Here is an 18,943-nt window from a genome sequence, read left to right on the forward strand (position 1 = left end):
TGAGGACGGTTGCCTGTCACCTGACGCTACCTCCCGGCCGCGCCCCCGTCCCGTGGGGGCCGCCGGGTGTGCCGGTATCGTTGCTGACGGTCGGCCCGTTCGTAGAGTTCCCCGTATCGCGGGGCGAGTTTCTTTCGTACGACCATACAAACGCATCCTCGGTACGTCGCACCTGCCTTACCACGCGAGAAAGGGCCCCGCTGTGGCCTCCCCGCCCCCCTCCACCGCTCCGGCCCGTCTGGTCGTGCTGGTCTCCGGCTCCGGCACGAATCTGCAAGCGCTGCTCGACGCGATCGGTGACGACCCCGAGCACTACGGTGCCCAGGTCGTCGCGGTCGGTGCCGACCGCGACGGCACCGGCGGACTCGAGCGTGCCGAGCGTGCCGGGCTCCCCACCTTCGTGTGCAGGCTCGGCGCGTACGCGAGCCGTCCGGAGTGGGACGCCGCGCTGACCGCCGCCGTGGCGGAGCACCGCCCGGACCTCGTCGTGTCCGCGGGATTCATGAAGATCGTGGGCAAGGACTTCCTCGCCGGGTTCGGCGGCCGGATCGTCAACACCCACCCCGCCCTGCTGCCCAGCTTTCCCGGTGCCCACGGGGTGCGTGACGCCCTCGCCTACGGCGTGAAGGTCACCGGGTGCACCGTCCACTTCGTCGACGACGGCGTCGACACCGGTCCGATCATCGCGCAGGGCGTGGTCGAGGTGACCGAAGAGGACACGGCGGAGGGCGAAGCCGCTCTCCACGAACGCATCAAGGAAGTCGAGCGCAAGCTGCTCGTCGAGGCCGTAGGGCGGCTCGCCCGCGACGGCTATCGCATTGAGGGACGAAAGGTTCATCTCGGTCATGTCGGTGAATAAGCCCATCCGCCGCGCCCTGGTCAGTGTCTACGACAAGACAGGGCTCGAAGACCTCGCCCGCGGTCTGCACGAGGCCGGTGTCGAGCTGGTCTCCACCGGCTCCACCGCCGGGAGGATCGCAGCCGCCGGAGTGCCGGTCACCAAGGTCGAGGAGCTCACCGGCTTCCCCGAGTGCCTCGACGGCCGTGTGAAGACGCTGCACCCCCGGGTGCACGCCGGCATCCTCGCCGACCTGCGCCTGGACGCCCACCGCGAGCAGCTCGCCGAGCTCGGCGTGGAGCCGTTCGACCTCGTGGTCGTCAACCTGTACCCGTTCAAGGAGACCGTCGCCTCCGGCGCCTCCGACGACGAGTGCGTGGAGCAGATCGACATCGGCGGTCCGTCGATGGTCCGCGCCGCCGCCAAGAACCACCCGTCCGTGGCCGTCGTGACGAGCCCCGAGCGCTACGCCGACGTCCTGGCCGCGGTCAAGGCCGGCGGCTTCGACCTGACCGCCCGCAAGCGGCTCGCCGCCGAGGCCTTCCAGCACACCGCCGCGTACGACGTGGCCGTCGCCTCCTGGTTCGCCGACGGCTACGCCCCCGCCGACGACTCGGGCTTCCCCGACTTCTCCGGTGCGACCTTCGTGCGCAAGAACGTCCTGCGCTACGGCGAGAACCCGCACCAGCCCGCCGCGCTCTACACCTCCGGCACCGGCGGCCTCGCCGAGGCCGAGCAGCTGCACGGCAAGGAGATGTCCTACAACAACTACACGGACACCGACGCCGCACGCCGTGCCGCGTACGACCACACCGAGCCGTGCGTCGCGATCATCAAGCACGCCAACCCGTGCGGCATCGCGATCGCGGGCGACGTCGCCGAGGCACACCGCAACGCCCACGCCTGCGACCCGCTGTCGGCGTTCGGTGGTGTCATCGCCGTGAACCGTCCGGTGACCGTCGAGATGGCCGAGCAGGTCGCGGAGATCTTCACCGAGGTCATCGTCGCCCCGGCGTACGAGGACGGCGCGGTCGAGGTCCTCGCCCGCAAGAAGAACATCCGGGTGCTCCGCTGCCCCGACGCCCCGGCCTCCACGGTCGAGGTCAAGCCGGTCGACGGGGGCGCGCTCCTCCAGGTCACCGACCGGCTCCAGGCCGAGGGCGACGACCCGGCCAACTGGACCCTCGCCACGGGTGAGGCGCTCTCCGCGGACGAGCTCAGGGAGCTCGCCTTCGCGTGGAAGGCCTGTCGCGCGGTCAAGTCCAACGCGATCCTGCTGGCCAAGGACGGTGCCTCCGTGGGCGTCGGCATGGGCCAGGTCAACCGCGTCGACTCGGCCAAGCTCGCCGTCGAGCGGGCCGGCGAGGAGCGGGCGCGCGGTGCGTACGCCGCGTCGGACGCGTTCTTCCCCTTCCCCGACGGCCTGGAGATCCTCACCGCCGCCGGTATCAGGGCCGTGGCCCAGCCGGGCGGCTCGGTCCGCGACGAGCTCGTCATCGAGGCCGCGAAGAAGGCGGGCGTGACCATGTACTTCACCGGAACGCGTCACTTCTTCCACTGAGGTCCCGCCGGGCACCCGGTGGGCGATCCACCGAGGACCCACCGTGCTCCGCCGCAGGCCGCATCCGCTCCGGGTGCGGCCTGCGGCGCGTCCCGGCGTACGGAATCCGGTCGTCCCTCTGTTCTAATGAATGGCCTTTGCCGGGCGGCCGCAGCCTGCGGGATCGGCGCGGCCGGCAGTGACCAGTGAGCGATCCGTTGCGGGGGCATCGTTGCTTGAGCTGAACAAGAGCGAGACACAGACGCCCGGAGACGTCCCAGGGGACGAGGACGGGGACAGGAAGCCGGAGAAGGCCGCCGGCCCGCTGCACCCGGCACCGCTGCGCCCGTACCTGATCGTCGCCGCCCTCCTCTGCGCGCTCTACTTCCTCTACGCCTACCTGCGGTACAGCCACTTCCAGTCGCCCTCCTGGGACCTGGGGATCTTCGAGCAGGAGGTCCGCGCGTACGCCGGGTTCAACGCCCCGGTCGTCGACATCAAGGGCCCCGGCTATCTGATACTCGGCGACCACTTCAGCCCGCTGGTCGCGCTCCTCGTCCCCCTCTACTGGATCTGGCCGTCGGCCGTCGCCCTGCTCTTCGCGCAGGCCGCCCTGTTCGCCGTCTCCGCCGTCATCGTCGGGCGCACCGCCCAGCAGCTCCTGGGCGGCCGTTCCGGTCTCTGCGTCACGGTCGCGTACGGACTCTCCTGGGGACTCCAGGAAGCGGTGAAGGCCGACTTCCACGAGATAGCCCTCGCCGTCCCGCTGATCGCCCTCGTGTGCCGGGCCCTCCTCCTGGAGCGCCCGCGGGCCGTCGTCCTCTGGGCGCTGCCCCTGGTCCTGATCAAGGAGGACCTCGGTGTCACCGTCGCGGCCGTCGGCGCCCTCCTCGCCCTCCGGGGCCGGCGGGTCCAGGGCTTCCTGCTGGCGGCCTTCGGGGTGTTCGCGTTCGCGCTGACGGTCCTCGTCCTCATACCGGCGGCCAGCAGCGCGGGGTCGTACGACTACTGGAAGAAGATCGAGAGGAACGGCGAGCAGGAGGTCTCCCTGCTCGACTCCGTCCTGGGCGCGCTCGGCTCCTCCGTCAAGGTGGAGATGCTGGTCTTCCTGGTCGGCATCACCGCCTTCATGGCGCTGCGTTCCCCGCTGATCCTGCTCGTCGTGCCCACGCTCGGCTGGCGTCTGCTGTCCCAGGACTCCAACCACTGGGGCATGGTCTGGCACTACAGCGCGATCCTCATGCCGGTGGTCTTCCTGGCCATGGCCGACGGCGTCCGCCGCAGCCGCGCCTCGAAACGGCCCTGGCTCGTCTCCTACGCGAACGTCGCCGTCCCCGTCGCCACCGCGATCGCCGTGACCCTCACCCAGCACCTTCCGCTCCGCGAGCTGCTGCGCCCGGAGACGTACAGGGCCGACGCGCGCACCGAGGCGGCCCGATCGGCGCTGGACGCCATCCCCGTGGGTGCGCGAGTGGAGACCGACATCACGCTGATGGCGCACCTGACCGGTGACCGCACGGTCTACTGGGTCGGCGGAGCCCCGGGCGCGGCGCCCGACGTCGTCGCGATCAACCTGGACTTCGGCTGGTCGAGGCCGATCGACGACCCGGTGGAGTACGCCGAGCAGCTCCACCCCGAGGCGCGCTACCGGCTCACGCACCGGGCGGGGTCCTTCGTCGTGATGGAGCGGACGACGCCGGCGCCCGGAAAGGGCTGAGGGCCGCACACCCGCGGGTGCACGGCCCTCACGCGACGGGCGCGTACGCGCCGGTCAGTACTGCGCCTGCTGCTGCCGGTTGAACCAGGCACCGCCGTCGGACTTCGCCACGAAGACGGTGACGAGGACGGCCAGCACGGTGTAGACGAGGCCCACCAGGATGAGGATGAACGGGTAGATGCCCAGCAGGGCCGTGACGATGCCGAACACGATCGTGGTGATGCGGACGCCGTTGCCGCCCTTGGAGAGCTTGAGGCCCAGCACCAGGGCGAAGACGCCCCAGGCCAGGATGACCAGGACGGTGGCCCACGCCGCGCCGTTGGACCAGTTGGCCACCTCCTGGAACTGGATGTCGTCCCTCAGCGTCGGATCGTCCTTGGCCTTCCCGATGGCGAAGGCGACGAAGGCCGCGAAGACGGCTCCGAGGACCTGGAAGCCGGCGATGACGAAGAGCATGACGCGCGCGGCCTTCACTCCGCCGGGCATCTCGGTGGGGGCGCCCGGGTAGCCGTATCCGCCCTGGACGGGCGGTGCCTGCGGGTAGCCGTAGCCCTGCTGCGGGACGCCCTGCGGGGTCTGCTGCGGATAGCCGTAGCCCGGCTGCTGCCCGCCCTGCTGCTGGCCGTAGGGGTTGTTGGGGTCGCCGAAGCTCATGGCGGTCTTCCTCCGTTGCGGATGTGCGGGGACGACGCGGCCCGGGCGGAGGAATGCTGCGCAATCTGAACGGCTGGTCCCCCCGACACTGTCCGCGGTACTGCGCGCCTCATCGTCGCCGTGACGTCGGCTTTCTGTCCAGCCGATTCGCCGATGTGTTGTGCAAGTGCAACCAAGCGTCCGCGTGGGACCCCGCAATTGGTATGCGGGCGGGGTCATCCGCGAGGATAGGAGTCATGACTGCCCAGATTCTCGATGGCAAGGCCACCGCAGCTGCGATCAAGTCCGATCTGACCGTCCGCGTGGCGGCTCTCAAGGCGCGGGGAGTCACACCCGGCCTGGGGACCCTGCTCGTCGGCGACGATCCGGGCAGCCGGTGGTACGTGAACGGCAAGCACCGCGACTGCGCCGAGGTCGGGATGGGCTCCATCCAGCGTGAACTCCCCGAGACCGCCACCCAGGAGGAGATCGAGGACGTCGTACGGGAGCTCAACGCCGACCCCGAGTGCACCGGTTACATCGTGCAGCTCCCCCTCCCCAAGGGGATCGACACCAACCGCGTCCTGGAACTGATGGACCCGGCCAAGGACGCCGACGGCCTGCACCCGATGAGCCTGGGCAAGCTCGTACTGAACGAGTCGGGCCCGCTGCCCTGCACCCCGCAGGGAGTCGTCACCCTGCTCCGCCGCCACGGCGTGGAGATCAACGGCGCGCACGTGGTCGTCGTCGGCCGCGGAGTCACCATCGGCCGGCCCCTTCCGCTGCTGCTGACCCGCAAGTCCGAGAACGCCACCGTCACCCAGTGCCACACCGGTACCCGTGACCTCTCGGCGCACCTGCGCCAGGCCGACATCATCGTGGCCGCAGCCGGAGTCGCCCACCTGATCAAGCCCGAGGACGTGAAGCCGGGCGCGGCCGTGCTCGACGTCGGCGTCAGCCGGGACGAGAACGGGAAGATCGTCGGCGATGTGCACCCCGGTGTGGCCGAGGTGGCCGCCTGGGTCGCGCCCAACCCCGGGGGCGTCGGCCCCATGACCCGTGCCCAGCTCCTGGTCAACGTGGTCGAGGCGGCCGAGCTCGCCGTCGCCGCGGCCTCTGCCCCAGCTGCCGGCTGACCGGGACCGGAAGGAACACCATGGGTGCTGGTACGAGTCCGGCGGACGGTTCGCACGCCCCCGGTGGAGCCGAGGATGCCGGGCCCGCCGCCGGCGGGCCCGAGGAGACGGCCGTCACCGGCGCGGCCCGTGCGGCCGACGGTACGGCCGACGAGCCGGCCGAGTCGGGTGAGGGCGGCGGCTCGACGAGGGCGCCGTCGCGCCGTTTCTCGCTGACCCACGACACCGCCCGCCCGGAGGGCGGCGGCCGGGCGGCGCCGGGGGACGCGCCCGCCCCCGCACGGCAGTGGCCGCTGCTCACGGTGCTCTGCACCGCGGGGGCCGGGCTGCTGCTCGTGGGGACCGACCCGTTCGCCGAGGCCTTCCGGATCGGGGCGATGCTGATCGGCGTGGCCCTCCTCGTCGGAGCGGTGCTCCGCTGGGTGGTCCCCTCCGTCGGCATGCTGGCCGTGCGGTCCCGGTTCACCGATCTCGTCACGTACGGCCTCATGGGCTCGCTGATCGTGCTGCTGGCGCTGATGGCGCAGCCCAAGCCGTGGCTCTACGTCCCGATCCTGCAGGACATCGTCCACTTCACGATCCGCTAGGCCCGCCCGCCCGCCCCCGGCTCCCGGGCGGACGCCGCCCCGCCGTCGATGGGGCCCTGAGGAACGGTGTCCGTCCCCTCCCCCGAGAAGGGACGGACACCGGACGGGGCGCACCGGTGCGAGAAGCCCCGTATGAGGCGACTTGAGCGGCCTTGCCCCGTCCTGCCTCCAGCGTCATGTACATGAGGTGCCTCGATCAAGGGGTGCCCCGCGCCTGTGGCACGGAAGTGACCATTCCGCCATCGTGTGATCGCTTGGCGACGATGTGCGACGACCGGCGTGTACGGCGCTCGACGGGGCGCGCGGTACTGCCTTGTGCACCCGTGCACCCCTTTGTCCGGAACTGACACCCCGCCTGCGCGCATCCTTCCGGGTAGTCCGGGACGGCCGCGAGGTGGCACAGGTCCGGACGGTGCCGGCAGGGCCCGGTGCCGGGGGACGGGCGCTCCGGGGCACGACCGGAGGAATCGACTGGGGGAAGCAATGCCTCGTTGGAAGACGCTGCCGGAGGAACTCGACCCGCAGGTGCGGGAGTTCGCCGGCCAGTTACGCAGACTGGTCGACCGCAGCGGGCTCAGCCCGGCCGCGGTCGCCGACCGTACGGGCTACAGCAGGACATCGTGGGAGCGCTATCTGAACGGCAGGCTGCTCGCCCCCAAGGGGGCGATCGTCGCGCTCGCCGAAGTGACCGGCACCCATCCGAACCACCTGACGACCATGTGGGAGCTGGCCGAGCGCGCCTGGAGCCGCTCCGAGATGCGCCACGACACGACGATGGAGGCCGTCCGGATCTCCCAGGCCCGCGCGGCACTCGGCGAGACCGGCGCCACCGCGGCCGGTGGCGGGAGCGGCCGCCCGGGGGTCGCGGGCGTCTCCACCGTCGCCGGACCCGCGGACGAGGTGCGTGCCGGGGGGCGCCCGCCGTCCGTACCCGTCCAGCGCGGGACCGCTCCGCGAGGGCCGCAGGGCCGCGCTCCGGGGACGCCGCGGCCGGACCGGCCCGAGGGGGCGGGCGGCGGCCGTCGCACGCTGACGATGTTCCTCGTGGGCGTCGTCGGCGCGCTCCTGGTGATAGCCGCGGCGGTGCTGCTCACCGACCTGGGCGGGAACGGCGGCGGGAAGGCCGTGGCGTCCCCGTCCGGGGGTCCGGGCACCGGTGCGCGGGAGCTGCCTGCCGGGGTCGGGTGCAGCGGCGCCTCGTGCACCGGACGGGACCCCGAAGCCATGGGGTGCGGCGGACAGTCCGCCGACACGGTCGCCAGGGCCACGGTCGGCTCCACTCCGGTCGAGGTCCGCTACAGCAGGACGTGCGGGGCCGCGTGGGCGCGCATCACACAGGCGGCCCCGGGCGACACCGTGCGGATCAGCGCGGGACGTTCCGGGCAGGACGGCACGGTGGACGCCGACGCGGACGCCTACACGCCGATGGTCGCCGTGCGGAAGGCGTCCGACGCGAAGGCCTGCGCGACCCTCGCCGCCGGGGCGACCGGCTGCACCGGGCCCGGGTGAGGGGCGGCCCCGCATGCGCTGCGTGACCGGCTGTGTGCGGTCCCACAGGGGGGCGGGCGGCCGGGAAGGTGCGGGTCGGATAGCCTGACCGCTGGATATCTCTTCACGTCAAGATTCAGAGGTATCCCACACCAGGGGCAGGGACCCCCACCGCCAGCTGTCTAACGGAGATCGCCATGACCCGCACTCCCGTGAATGTCACCGTGACCGGCGCAGCCGGCCAGATCGGCTACGCGCTGCTCTTCCGCATCGCCTCCGGCCACCTGCTCGGCCCGGACGTGCCGGTCAACCTGCGACTCCTCGAGATCCCGCAGGGTCTGAAGGCCGCCGAAGGCACCGCGATGGAGCTCGACGACTGCGCCTTCCCGCTGCTGCGCAACATCGAGATCACGGACGACGCCAACGTCGGCTTCGCCGGTGCGAACGTCGCCCTCCTGGTCGGCGCCCGCCCGCGTACGAAGGGCATGGAGCGCGGGGACCTGCTCTCCGCCAACGGCGGCATCTTCAAGCCGCAGGGCAAGGCCATCAACGACAACGCCGCGGACGACATCAAGGTCCTCGTCGTCGGCAACCCGGCCAACACCAACGCGCTCATCGCGCAGGCCGCCGCCCCGGACGTACCGGCGGAGCGCTTCACCGCGATGACCCGCCTGGACCACAACCGCGCGATCTCGCAGCTGGCGGCCAAGACCGGTGCCGCGGTCTCCGACATCAAGCGGCTGACCATCTGGGGCAACCACTCGGCGACGCAGTACCCGGACATCTTCCACGCGGAGGTCGCCGGCAAGAACGCCGCCGAGGTCGTCAACGACGAGGTGTGGCTGGCCGACACCTTCATCCCGACCGTCGCCAAGCGCGGCGCCGCGATCATCGAGGCGCGGGGCGCCTCCTCGGCGGCCTCGGCCGCCAACGCGGCCATCGACCACGTGCACACCTGGGTCAACGGGACCGCCGAGGGCGACTGGACCTCGATGGGCATCCCGTCGGACGGCTCCTACGGCGTCCCCGAGGGCATCATCTCCTCCTTCCCGGTCACCACGAAGGACGGGAAGTACGAGATCGTGCAGGGCCTGGACATCAACGCCTTCTCCCGTGCGCGCATCGACGCGTCGGTGCAGGAGCTCACCGAGGAGCGCGACGCGGTCCGCGAGCTCGGCCTGATCTGATCCGTCACGTCCGAAGGGGCGCCCCGGGCAGCACACGCTGCCCGGGGCGCCCCTTCGCCGTACGGGCTCAGGCGCCCCGCAGCCGTTCGGCGAGCCCGCGCACGGCGTCCGCGGCCCGTCGCTGCAGCAGCGGGCCGAAGGTGACCCGGGCCGCGCCCAGCGCGCCCAGCCGGCGGGCGTCGGACGGCCCGTCGGGTGTGCCGTTGGCGTTGAGCGGGACGGGCACGGCGGCGGCCAGCCGGGGCAGGTCGCCCGCCGGGGCTGCGATCGGGTAGACGCAGTCCGCGCCGGCGGCCGCGTACAGCCGGGCGCGCACGAGCGTCTCGCCGACCACGTCCGTACCGGCCGGGACGCCCCGGATGTACGTGTCGACGCGGGCGTTGACGAAGAGGCGCCCGCCCGCCGCGGCCCGCACCCCGGCGAGCCGGTCCGCCTGCCGCCGGGCTTCGAGGAGGACGCCGCCGGCCGAGTCCTCCAGATTGCAGCCCACCGCACCGGCTTCCAGGAGGCGCTCCACCAGCTCCTCCGCGGCCAGCCCGTACCCGCCCTCCACGTCGGCCGACACGGGTACGGACACGGCCCGGGTGATCCGGGCCACCGCCGCGAACATCTCGGCGGCGGGCGTGTGCCCGTCCTCGTGGCCGAGGGAGGCCGCCACCCCGGCGCTCGGTGTCGCCAGTGCCGGGAAACCCGCGTCCTCGAAGGCGCGGGCACTCGCGGCGTCCCACGGGCCCGGCAGGACCAGGGGGTCGCCGGGAGGGCGGCCGTGGTGCAGTGCGCGGAAGACGGACACGGGCTCGTTCATCGGCGCTCCGGGAAGGGCGGGCGGGCGGGGGGACTGCGGGGAGCGGGCCGTGCCCTCAGTGCTTGATGTCGCCGGGCGTGTAGTGACCGGGCACCTGACGGGTGGCCACGCCGAAGCGGTTCCACGCGTTGATCACGGTGATGGCGGCGATCAGTTGGGCGAGCTCCGCCTCCTCGAAGTGCTTGGCGGCGTTGGCGTACACCTCGTCGGGCACGAAGCCGTCGGTCAGGACCGTCACGGCCTCCGTCAGCTCGATCGCCGCGAGCTCCCGCTCCGTGTAGAAGTGCCGCGACTCCTCCCAGGCGTCGAGCTGGATGATCCGCTCGACGGACTCGCCCGCGGCCAGCGCGTCCTTGGTGTGCATGTCCAGGCAGAGGGCGCAGCGGTTGAGCTGCGAGGCGCGGACCTTCACCAGCTCGCGCAGCGTGGGGTCCAGACCTTTGCAGGAGGCCATGTCCAGCCGGACCATGGCCTTGTAGACGTCGGGAGCGAGCTGGGCCCACGCGAGGCGGGCGGGGTGCTCGGGGGCGTGGGCGGCGGATGTGTGCTGGTGGGTCGTCATGACTCAGACGCTACGGCTCGGGTGGCGCACCGGTATGGTCCATTTCCATGACGGATTCCTGGGCCGCTTTCGGCGCCGACCTGCACCTCGAACCCGTCGGCCCGGGGCTGCGCAGCGGGCTGATGGACGCGCTCAGGGAAGCGGTTCGCACGGGACGGCTGGCCCCCGGCACCAGACTTCCCTCGTCACGGACGCTCGCCGCCGATCTCGGGGTCGCGCGCAACACCGTCGCCGACGCCTACGCCGAGCTGGTCGCCGAGGGCTGGCTCACCGCGCGGCAGGGCTCGGGGACGAGGGTCGCCCGGCGGGCGGCCGCGCCCGCGCCGGCCGTTCGGGCGTCCCGGCCCCGGCAGACGGGACGGCCCGCCCACAACCTGGTGTCCGGATCGCCGGACCTCTCGTCGTTCCCCCGCACGGAATGGCTCAAGGCCGCCCGGCGCGCCCTCGCAGCCGCCCCCGACGAGTCCTTCGGGTACGCCGGTCCGCAGGGCCGCGTCGAGCTGCGCACCGTCCTGGCGGAGTACCTGGCGCGGGCGCGCGGGGTGTACGCGGATCCCGGGCGCATCGTGATCTGCTCCGGGTTCGTCCACGGGCTGACGCTGATGGGGAAGGTGCTGCGGCAGCGCCGGGTGCGGGAGGCCGCCGTCGAGTCGTACGGCCTCGACATCCACCGGAACCTGCTGGCCGGGACCGGGTTGCGCACCCCCTGCCTGCCCGTGGACGGGCTCGGGGCCGTGACCGGGGAGCTGGGCGGGATGCGGGGCGTGGGCGCGGTGCTGCTGACCCCCGCGCACCAGTTCCCGACCGGTGTCCCCCTCCACGCCGGGCGGCGGACCGCGGTGATCGACTGGGCGCGGTCCGCGGAGGGACTGGTCCTGGAGGACGACTACGACGGGGAGTTCCGCTACGACCGGCAGCCGGTGGGTGCGCTGCAGGCACTCGATCCGGAACGCGTCGTCTACCTGGGGACGACCAGCAAGTCGCTGGCGCCCGCCCTGAGACTGGGCTGGATGGTTCTGCCCTACGGGCTGGTGGGGGAGTTGAACGCGGCGAAGGGCGGCACCGACTGGACGTCCGGGGTGCTGGACCAGCTCACCCTCGCGGAGTTCATCGCGTCGGGGGCGTACGACCGGCACGTGCGCTCCATGAGGCTGCGCTACCGGCGCCGCCGGGACCAGCTCGTCGGGGCACTCGCCGAGCGGGCGCCGGACATCAGGGTCAGTGGTATCGCTGCGGGGCTGCACGTCGTGCTCGAACTCCCCGAGGGCACCGAACAGCCGGTCGTCCAGGCCGCGGCCCGGCAGGGGCTCGCCCTGCAGGGCCTCTCGGGCTTCCGGCACCCCGACGCGCACGGCCGCGACGGGCTGGTGATCGGCTACGGTTCCCCGTCCGAGAGCGGATGGGCGGGAGCCCTGGACGCGCTCTGCAGGGTGTTGCCGTAGGCCCGGACGCCCGCACGTGCGAGGGCGACGTGCACACCGGGTTCCAGCCAGGACGGCCAGCCATCTAATCTGACGGGAAGCTCGGTGGCCGACTGGCAGCCGGTGTCTCGCGGTACGACGGGGGAGAGCAGAACATGGACAGGCGCAGGCTGAGGTCGGGCACCGTCGTGCTCGGCGGCATGGGAGTACTCGCGGCAACGCTCACCGCATGCGGATCGGAACCGGACGAGCGGTGCGTCGACCGGGTGACCCAGGAGATCCTGCCGAGCTACGAGTGCGAGGACAGCAGCGGCAGCGGTTCCTACTACTACGGGGGCAGCAGCCACAACAACCGTGTGTCCGGGGGCAGTTTCAACAAGTCCGCGGTCGAGAGCGGCGGATTCGGTTCCTCCAAGTCCAGCGGCGGCTGAGACGTCGTGGAGCGCCGCACCACCGAGCCGCGTCCCGGCTGGCAGGAGACCGTCGAGGAACAGGGGCTGATCTACCCCCTGACCCGCTACCCGGACGGGTCGCTGCGCCCCTACTGGGACGAGAGTGCCTACTACGTCTTCTCGCTGCCCGAGGTCGAGGCGCTGGAAGAGGTCGTGGAGGAGCTCCACGCGATGTGCCTGGCCGCGGCCGCGCACATCGTCGACCACGACCGCTTCGCCGCCCTGGGCATCACCGACCGCCGGCTGGCGGGGCTGATAGCCGAGTCCTGGCGCAGACGCGACGAGCTCCCCTCCTTGTACGGCCGGTTCGACCTGCGCTACGACGGCAGCGGCCCGGCGAAGATGCTGGAGTACAACGCCGACACCCCCACCTCGCTGGTGGAGGCCGCCAGCCCCCAGTGGTTCTGGATGGAGGAGCGCTTCCCCGGCGCCGACCAGTGGAACTCCCTGCACGAACGCCTGGTCGACGCCTGGAAGCGGCAGGCGGCGCTGCTGCCGCCGGGGCCCCTGCACTTCGCGCACTCCGACGGCGACGAGCTGGGCGAGGACCTGATGACCGTCGCCTACCTCCGTGAGACCGCGGCGCAGGCCGGGATCGACACCCGGGCGCTCTCCGTCGAGAAGATCGGCTGGGACCGGCTGGCCGGCCGGTTCGTCGACGAGAGGCTCCGCTTCATCCGCAGCTGCTTCAAGCTCTACCCGTGGGAGTGGCTGACGACCGACCGGTTCGGGCCGCACGTCCTGGACACCCTCGACAACGGGGGCGGCACGGGCACCACCTGCTGGATCGAGCCCGCCTGGAAGATGCTGCTCTCCAACAAGGCCCTGCTGGCCATCCTGTGGGAGCTGTATCCGGGGCACCCCAATCTGCTGCCCGCCTACCTCGACGGCCCCAGGGAACTGGCCGCCGAGGGCGGAGCGGGCTGGGTGGCCAAGCCGCTGCTCGGCCGGGAGGGCGCCGGGGTCACGCTCCACGAGCCGGGCAGCGCACCGGCGCCGCGCGACGAACCGTGCTGCTACCAGGAACTGGCACCGCTCCCCGACTTCTCGGGCAACCGCGTCGTGCTCGGCGCCTGGGTGGTCGAGAGCGAGGCGGCCGGGCTCGGCATCCGGGAATCGGCGGGGCCGGTCACGGACGAGTACGCCCGCTTCCTGCCCCACGTCATCCTCTGACCCCGGTCCGGGGCGGGGCTCCGGCCCGGTCCCGGGCGGGGCTCAGCCGGCCAGGACGCCGCGGAGCTGGTCCAGGCCCCAGTCCAGGTCCTCCTTGCTGATCACCAGCGGAGGGGCGATCCGGATCGTGGAGCCATGGGTGTCCTTGACCAGCACACCGCGCTCCATCAGCCTCTCCGAGATCTCCCGGCCGGTCCCGAGCTCCGGCGCGATGTCGACCCCGGCCCACAGCCCCCGGCCCCGTACGGCACGCACCGCGCCGCCGCCGGCCAGCAGCCCCAGCTCGCGGTGCAGGTGGTCGCCCAGCTCCGCCGCGCGCTGCTGGAACTCACCGCTGCGGAGCATCGCGATCACCTCCAGCGCCACGGCGCACGCCAGCGGATTCCCGCCGAACGTGGATCCGTGCTCGCCGGGGCGGTGGACGCCCAGCACCGCGGCCGACGAGACCACGGCCGACACCGGCACGACACCGCCGCCGAGCGCCTTCCCCAGCACGTACATGTCGGGGACGACGCCCTCGTGCTCCAGCGCGAAGGTCCTGCCCGTGCGGCCGAGCCCCGACTGGATCTCGTCCGCCACGAACAGCACGTTCCGCTCCCGGGTCAGCTCCCGCACCCCGGCGAGATAGCCCGCCGGCGGCACGATCACCCCTGCCTCGCCCTGGATCGGCTCCATCAGGACCGCCACGGTGTTCTCGGTCATCGCGGCGGCGAGCGCGGTCAGGTCCCCGTACGGCACGATCTCGAAGCCCGGCGTGTACGGACCGAAGTCGGCCCGCGCCTCCGGATCCGTGGAGAAGCTGATGATGGTGGTGGTCCTGCCGTGGAAGTTGTCCGCGGCGACGATGATCTTGGCCATGCCGTCCGGGACGCCCTTGACGCGGTAGCCCCACTTGCGCGCGGTCTTCACCGCCGTCTCCACCGCCTCCGCCCCGGTGTTCATGGGCAGGACCATCTCCATGCCGCACAGCTCGGCCAGCTGCGCGCAGAAGTCGGCGAACCGGTCGTGGTGGAAGGCGCGCGAGGTCAGCGTGACGCGCTCCAGCTGGGCCCTGGCCGCGTCGATCAGACGCCGGTTGCCGTGGCCGAAGTTGAGCGCCGAGTATCCGGCGAGCATGTCCAGGTACCTGCGGCCCTCGACATCGGTCATCCAGGCGCCGTCCGCCGAGGCGACGACGACCGGCAACGGGTGGTAGTTGTGCGCGCTGTGCGCCTCGGCGGAGGCGATGGCGTTCTCCGTGGTCGACACGGGATCTCCGTTCGTCGTGCGGCAGGGGCGGGGTGTGCCCACTTTGTATCGTCGGTCGCGGCACGGACGGGGAAACCTCCGCCCGCGCGGCGCGCCCCTCGTGCGCCCCCGCGGCGGTTTCCGTTCTGCCCGCCGCGGTGCCTGGACGACCGGGCATCCGTGCGCCCCCGGTCTTCGACGCACCGGTTGCCGGAGATCCCCTCCGCACCTGAGACAATGGGGCCATGGCCTCTGATCGACCCCGCGTGCTCTCCGGAATCCAGCCCACCGCAGGCTCGTTCCACCTCGGCAACTACCTCGGCGCGGTCCGCCAGTGGGTGGCGCTGCAGGAGTCCCACGACGCCTTCTACATGGTCGTGGACCTGCACGCGATCACCGTTCCGCAGGACCCCGCGGAGCTGCGGGCGAACACCCGGCTCGCCGTCGCCCAGCTGCTGGCCGCCGGTCTCGACCCCGAGCGCTGCACGCTCTTCGTCCAGAGCCACGTCCCCGAACACGCCCAGCTCGGCTGGATCATGAACTGCCTCACCGGTTTCGGCGAGGCCTCCCGCATGACGCAGTTCAAGGACAAGTCCGCCAAGCAGGGCGCCGACCGCGCGACCGTGGGCCTCTTCACCTACCCGGTGCTGCAGGTCGCCGACATCCTGCTCTACCAGGCCGACCAGGTCCCGGTGGGCGAGGACCAGCGCCAGCACATCGAGCTCACGCGTGATCTCGCCGAGCGCTTCAACGGCCGCTACGGACAGACGTTCACCGTCCCGGCGCCGTACATCCTCAAGGAGACGGGCAAGATCTTCGACCTCCAGGACCCGGCGGTCAAGATGAGCAAGTCGGCCTCCACGCCGAAGGGCCTCGTCAACCTCCTGGACGACCCGAAGGCCACCGCCAAGAAGGTCAGGAGCGCGGTCACCGACACGGACACCGTGATCCGCTTCGACCCGGAGAAGAAGCCCGGCGTCAGCAACCTCCTGGGCATCTACTCCACCCTCACCGGCACCGCCGTCGCCGATCTGGAGCAGAAGTACGAGGGTCAGGGGTACGGCGCGCTCAAGACCGACCTCGCCGAGGTCATGGTGGAGTTCGTCACTCCCTTCCGCACCCGTACGCAGGAATACCTGGACGATCCGGAGACGCTGGACTCCCTCCTGGCCAAGGGAGCGGAGAAGGCCAGGGCCGTCGCGGCGGAGACACTGGCGCAGACCTACGACCGCATGGGACTTCTGCCCGCGAAGCACTGAGTCCAAGGACCCTGGCGAGATCATGGTCCCAGGGGTCACACTGGCGTCGGCACGACTGTCGGCCGACCGGAAACCGGCCATCGACGATTGAGGAGAACGACGTGGGGACCGTAACGCTCGGCGTTTCGATCGCGGTCCCGGAGCCCTACGGCAGCCTGCTCCAGGAGCGGCGCGCGAGCTTCGGGGACCCTGCCGCGTACGGCATTCCCACCCATGTCACCCTTCTCCCGCCGACCGAGGCCCGGTCGGCGGACCTGCCGGCGATCGGGGCGCACCTCGCCCAGATCGCCACGGCCGCCCGGCCCTTCCCGATGCGGCTGTCCGGGACAGGCACCTTCCGGCCGCTGTCCCCGGTCGTCTTCGTCCAGGTCGTCGAGGGCGCCTCGGCCTGTTCCTGGCTCCAGAAGCGGGTCCGGGAGGCCTCGGGCCCCCTGGTCCGCGAGCTCCAGTTCCCGTACCACCCGCACGTGACCGTGGCGCACGGCATCGCCGAGGAGGCGATGGACCGCGCGTACGAGGAGCTCTCCTCGTACGAGGCGGCGTGGACCTGCGGTTCCTTCGCGCTCTACGAGCAGGGCGCGGACAGCGTCTGGCGCAAGATCAACGAGTTCCCGTTCCGGGCGGGCGGCGGGACACCCGCCGTGCCCGTCCAGGGCGGCTGCTCCCTCGACCAGCCGTCCCTGCAGTCCTGACCGACCCCCGCTGCTGCGACCCCACCGGGTGCTACCGCACCGGCAGCCGCCGGAACAGCGGGCGCGGCACGTGCCGCAGGGCCGACATCACGACCCGCAGGGCACCGGGCACCCACACCGTCTCCGAGCGCCGCCGCAGGCCCGTCACGATCGCGTCCGCGACCGCGCCCGGGGTCGTCGCGAGCGGCGCCTCCTCGCGCCCCGCCGTCATCCTGGAGCGTACGAAGCCCGGGCGCACGACCATGACGTGCACCCCGGTCCCGTGCAGTGCGTCCCCGAGCCCCTGCGCGAAGGCGTCCAGGCCCGCCTTGCTGGAGCCGTAGATGAAGTCGGCCCGCCGGGCGCGCTCACCCGCCACCGAGGAGAGCACCACCAGCGAGCCGTGGCCCTGCGCCTGGAGTGCGCCCGCGCACACGAGGCCGGCGGACACCGCCCCCGTGTAGTTGGTCTGCGCGACCCGGACCGCGGAGAGCGGCTCCTCCTCGTCCCGCGCCTGGTCGCCCAGGATGCCGAACGCCAGCAGCACCATGTCGATGTCGCCCTCGGCGAAGAGCTTTCCGAGCACCTCCTCGTGCGATCCGGAGTCGAGCGCGTCGAAGGCGACGGTACGGACGTCGGCGCCCAGCTCGCGCAGCTCGGCGGCGGCCCGCTCCAGGGCGGGGGAGGGCCGTCCGGCCAGCCTGACCGCGCGTGTGCGGCGGGCGATCAGCCGGCGCGCCGTGGCCAGACCGATCTCCGAGGTGCCGCCGAGGACGAGCAGGGACTGCGGGGCACCGAAGGCGTCCTTCACAGGGAACTCCTAGTGGGGATGACGGGGCGGGCGGTCGGGCGGAGCGGGGGCCGGGGGTTCAGAGCGCGAGGCGGCGGGACAGGTCGGACCGGAAGGCTCCGCCCGGGTCCAGCTCCTGGCGCAGGGCCCGGAAGGCGGGCAGCCGCGGGTACATCGCGGCGAGCACGTCGGGCCGCAGCCGGGCGTCCTTCGCGAGGCAGACCCGGCCGTCGGCCGCTGCCACCTCCTCGTCCAGCCCGTCCAGCAGGCGTGCCAGACCGGGCAGCCCCGCGGGCAGCCCGAAGGAGAGGGTCCAGCCCGGCGCGGGGAACGAGAGCCAGCCGGTGCCGCCCTCGCCGAACCGTTTGAGCACGGCGTGGACGGCGGGACAGCGGCGCACGGAGAGCCGCCGGACGATGCGGTACAGCGTCTCCCCGTGCCTGTCCCCGACGGTGAACTGGTACTGCACGAAGCCGCCCCGGCCGTAGACGCGGTTCCAGTGCGGAAGGGCGTCCATGGAGTGGAAGAACGCGGAGATCTTCCGGAGCTCCCCGGTGCGGGCCGCGGGAGCGGTGCGGTGGCGGAGCTCGTTGAGGAGGGTTGCGGAGGTCCGCCCGAGCAGCCCCTCCGGCAGGAACGCGGGGGCGGCGGGCAGCTGCAACGGCCGGAACGCCAACGGCATGCGCCGTGCGTGCGCCGGGAGCGCGTCCAGAGGTGCGTGCTCCCCCCGGGTGAGGACGGCGCGCCCTGTGGCCCTTCCCCGCGCCAGGAGATCGATCCGGGCGGCCGCGTACGGGGCGTCGTCGGCGGTCGCGGTGAGGCGGGCCATTGCCTCGTCCAGCCCGGCGGCTCGTTCGGTGGCGACCGACATCAGCGACGTGGCGACCGGACGCAGGACGAGGGTGGCGGAGAGGATGACCCCGGTCAGCCCCAGACCGCCCGCCGTGGCGTCGAACAGATCGGTGCCCGGCAGGACCGTACGCACCTCGCCCTCCGCGGTGAGCAGCTCCAGGGCCCGCACGTGCCGGGCGAAGGAGCCGGCGGTCAGGTGGTTCCTGCCGTGGACGTCGGAGCCGATCGCCCCGCCGACGGTGACATGGCGGGTGGCGGGTGTGACGGGGAGGAACCAGCCGAGCGGCAGGACCACCTCCATCAGGTGGTGCAGGCTCACCCCGGCGTCGCAGACCACCGTGCCCGTGACGGCGTCGACCGACCGGATCCGGTCCAGCGCGGTCATGTCGACCACCGAACCGCCCGCGTTCTGCGCGGCGTCACCGTGGGCACGGCCCAGCCCGCGGGCGACGACCCCACGCGGACCACGGCCGCGCACGGCGACCGCGGCCTCTTCGTACGTGCGGGGGCGGAACCGCAGCGCGGTCGTCGGGGCGGTGCGGCCCCAGCCGGTCATGGACACCGTGTCGACAGACATGAAGTGACCGTATAGCCAGAGAAAACCC

18 protein-coding genes are annotated in these 18,943 nt (G+C 72.3%); 12 read left to right on the plus strand and 6 right to left on the minus strand.

Annotated features, from left to right (window positions below; all coding sequences use genetic code 11):
* The first annotated feature begins 202 nt into the window (after nt 1–202).
* The 3 genes from purN to OG927_RS20285 all read left to right on the plus strand — a co-directional run bounded on the left by purN (nt 203) and on the right by OG927_RS20285 (nt 4,095).
* Complete coding sequence (gene purN / locus OG927_RS20275) at nt 203–859, plus strand: phosphoribosylglycinamide formyltransferase (protein WP_056796334.1); 657 nt, start codon at nt 203–205, stop codon at nt 857–859.
* The gene (purH, locus tag OG927_RS20280; protein ID WP_056796331.1) at nt 846–2,399 is read left to right on the plus strand and encodes a bifunctional phosphoribosylaminoimidazolecarboxamide formyltransferase/IMP cyclohydrolase; all 1,554 of its coding nucleotides are present in this window, start codon (nt 846–848) and stop codon (nt 2,397–2,399) included. The genes purN and purH overlap by 14 nt, the downstream gene beginning before the upstream one ends.
* A 211-nt stretch (nt 2,400–2,610) precedes the next feature.
* Nucleotides 2,611–4,095, plus strand: a complete 1,485-nt coding sequence (locus OG927_RS20285) for a DUF2079 domain-containing protein (protein ID WP_330320582.1) — start codon at nt 2,611–2,613, stop codon at nt 4,093–4,095.
* A 54-nt stretch (nt 4,096–4,149) separates the two neighbouring features.
* Here OG927_RS20285 and OG927_RS20290 read toward each other — a convergent pair whose 3' ends face one another.
* The gene (locus OG927_RS20290; RefSeq protein WP_330320583.1) at nt 4,150–4,749 is read right to left on the minus strand and encodes a hypothetical protein; all 600 of its coding nucleotides are present in this window, start codon (nt 4,747–4,749) and stop codon (nt 4,150–4,152) included.
* A 236-nt stretch (nt 4,750–4,985) separates the two neighbouring features.
* Here OG927_RS20290 and OG927_RS20295 point away from each other — a divergent pair, with 236 nt between their 5' ends.
* The 4 genes from OG927_RS20295 to OG927_RS20310 all read left to right on the plus strand — a co-directional run bounded on the left by OG927_RS20295 (nt 4,986) and on the right by OG927_RS20310 (nt 9,126).
* Nucleotides 4,986–5,864 carry a bifunctional methylenetetrahydrofolate dehydrogenase/methenyltetrahydrofolate cyclohydrolase gene (locus OG927_RS20295; protein WP_056796321.1) on the plus strand — a complete coding sequence of 293 codons (879 nt, stop codon included), beginning with the start codon at nt 4,986–4,988 and terminating at the stop codon, nt 5,862–5,864.
* Between the two features lie 20 nt (nt 5,865–5,884).
* Nucleotides 5,885–6,451, plus strand: a complete 567-nt coding sequence (locus tag OG927_RS20300) for a DUF3017 domain-containing protein (protein WP_056796320.1) — start codon at nt 5,885–5,887, stop codon at nt 6,449–6,451.
* A 483-nt stretch (nt 6,452–6,934) separates the two neighbouring features.
* Nucleotides 6,935–7,960, plus strand: a complete 1,026-nt coding sequence (locus tag OG927_RS20305; RefSeq protein ID WP_330320584.1) for a helix-turn-helix domain-containing protein — start codon at nt 6,935–6,937, stop codon at nt 7,958–7,960.
* Nucleotides 7,961–8,136: 176 nt separating this feature from the next.
* On the plus strand, nt 8,137–9,126 hold the full coding sequence (locus tag OG927_RS20310) for a malate dehydrogenase (RefSeq protein ID WP_056796315.1): 990 nt from the start codon (nt 8,137–8,139) through the stop codon (nt 9,124–9,126).
* 67 nt (nt 9,127–9,193) lie between these two features.
* Here the strand turns inward: OG927_RS20310 and OG927_RS20315 are convergent, their stop codons facing one another.
* Both OG927_RS20315 and OG927_RS20320 read right to left on the minus strand, forming a co-directional pair.
* On the minus strand, nt 9,194–9,931 hold the full coding sequence (locus tag OG927_RS20315; RefSeq protein ID WP_209469871.1) for an isocitrate lyase/PEP mutase family protein: 738 nt from the start codon (nt 9,929–9,931) through the stop codon (nt 9,194–9,196).
* A 55-nt stretch (nt 9,932–9,986) separates the two neighbouring features.
* Nucleotides 9,987–10,493: a carboxymuconolactone decarboxylase family protein gene (locus OG927_RS20320; RefSeq protein WP_056796309.1), complete on the minus strand. Its 507-nt coding sequence runs from the start codon at nt 10,491–10,493 to the stop codon at nt 9,987–9,989.
* Between the two features lie 47 nt (nt 10,494–10,540).
* Between OG927_RS20320 and pdxR the strand changes: the two genes are divergently transcribed.
* The 3 genes from pdxR to OG927_RS20335 all read left to right on the plus strand — a co-directional run bounded on the left by pdxR (nt 10,541) and on the right by OG927_RS20335 (nt 13,539).
* On the plus strand, nt 10,541–11,935 hold the full coding sequence (gene pdxR / locus OG927_RS20325; protein ID WP_056796307.1) for a MocR-like pyridoxine biosynthesis transcription factor PdxR: 1,395 nt from the start codon (nt 10,541–10,543) through the stop codon (nt 11,933–11,935).
* Between the two features lie 134 nt (nt 11,936–12,069).
* On the plus strand, nt 12,070–12,345 hold the full coding sequence (locus OG927_RS20330; protein WP_056796299.1) for a hypothetical protein: 276 nt from the start codon (nt 12,070–12,072) through the stop codon (nt 12,343–12,345).
* A gap of 6 nt (nt 12,346–12,351) precedes the next feature.
* Complete coding sequence (locus tag OG927_RS20335) at nt 12,352–13,539, plus strand: glutathionylspermidine synthase family protein (RefSeq protein WP_056796297.1); 1,188 nt, start codon at nt 12,352–12,354, stop codon at nt 13,537–13,539.
* A 42-nt stretch (nt 13,540–13,581) separates the two neighbouring features.
* Here OG927_RS20335 and rocD read toward each other — a convergent pair whose 3' ends face one another.
* Complete coding sequence (gene rocD, locus OG927_RS20340) at nt 13,582–14,787, minus strand: ornithine--oxo-acid transaminase (protein ID WP_330320585.1); 1,206 nt, start codon at nt 14,785–14,787, stop codon at nt 13,582–13,584.
* Between the two features lie 224 nt (nt 14,788–15,011).
* Here rocD and trpS point away from each other — a divergent pair, with 224 nt between their 5' ends.
* Entirely contained in the window at nt 15,012–16,025 is a 1,014-nt protein-coding gene (gene trpS, locus OG927_RS20345; RefSeq protein ID WP_056796290.1) for a tryptophan--tRNA ligase, read from the plus strand.
* A 101-nt stretch (nt 16,026–16,126) separates the two neighbouring features.
* Complete coding sequence (locus OG927_RS20350; RefSeq protein ID WP_056796286.1) at nt 16,127–16,717, plus strand: 2'-5' RNA ligase family protein; 591 nt, start codon at nt 16,127–16,129, stop codon at nt 16,715–16,717.
* Between the two features lie 31 nt (nt 16,718–16,748).
* Here OG927_RS20350 and OG927_RS20355 read toward each other — a convergent pair whose 3' ends face one another.
* Together OG927_RS20355 and OG927_RS20360 are read right to left on the minus strand one after the other, a co-directional pair.
* The gene (locus OG927_RS20355; RefSeq protein ID WP_056796285.1) at nt 16,749–17,507 is read right to left on the minus strand and encodes a decaprenylphospho-beta-D-erythro-pentofuranosid-2-ulose 2-reductase; all 759 of its coding nucleotides are present in this window, start codon (nt 17,505–17,507) and stop codon (nt 16,749–16,751) included.
* A 58-nt stretch (nt 17,508–17,565) separates the two neighbouring features.
* Entirely contained in the window at nt 17,566–18,915 is a 1,350-nt protein-coding gene (locus OG927_RS20360) for an FAD-binding oxidoreductase (RefSeq protein ID WP_330320586.1), read from the minus strand.
* Between the last annotated feature and the right edge of the window lie 28 nt (nt 18,916–18,943).

Source organism: Streptomyces clavifer (genome assembly GCF_036345975.1).
Taxonomy (GTDB): domain Bacteria; phylum Actinomycetota; class Actinomycetes; order Streptomycetales; family Streptomycetaceae; genus Streptomyces; species Streptomyces clavifer.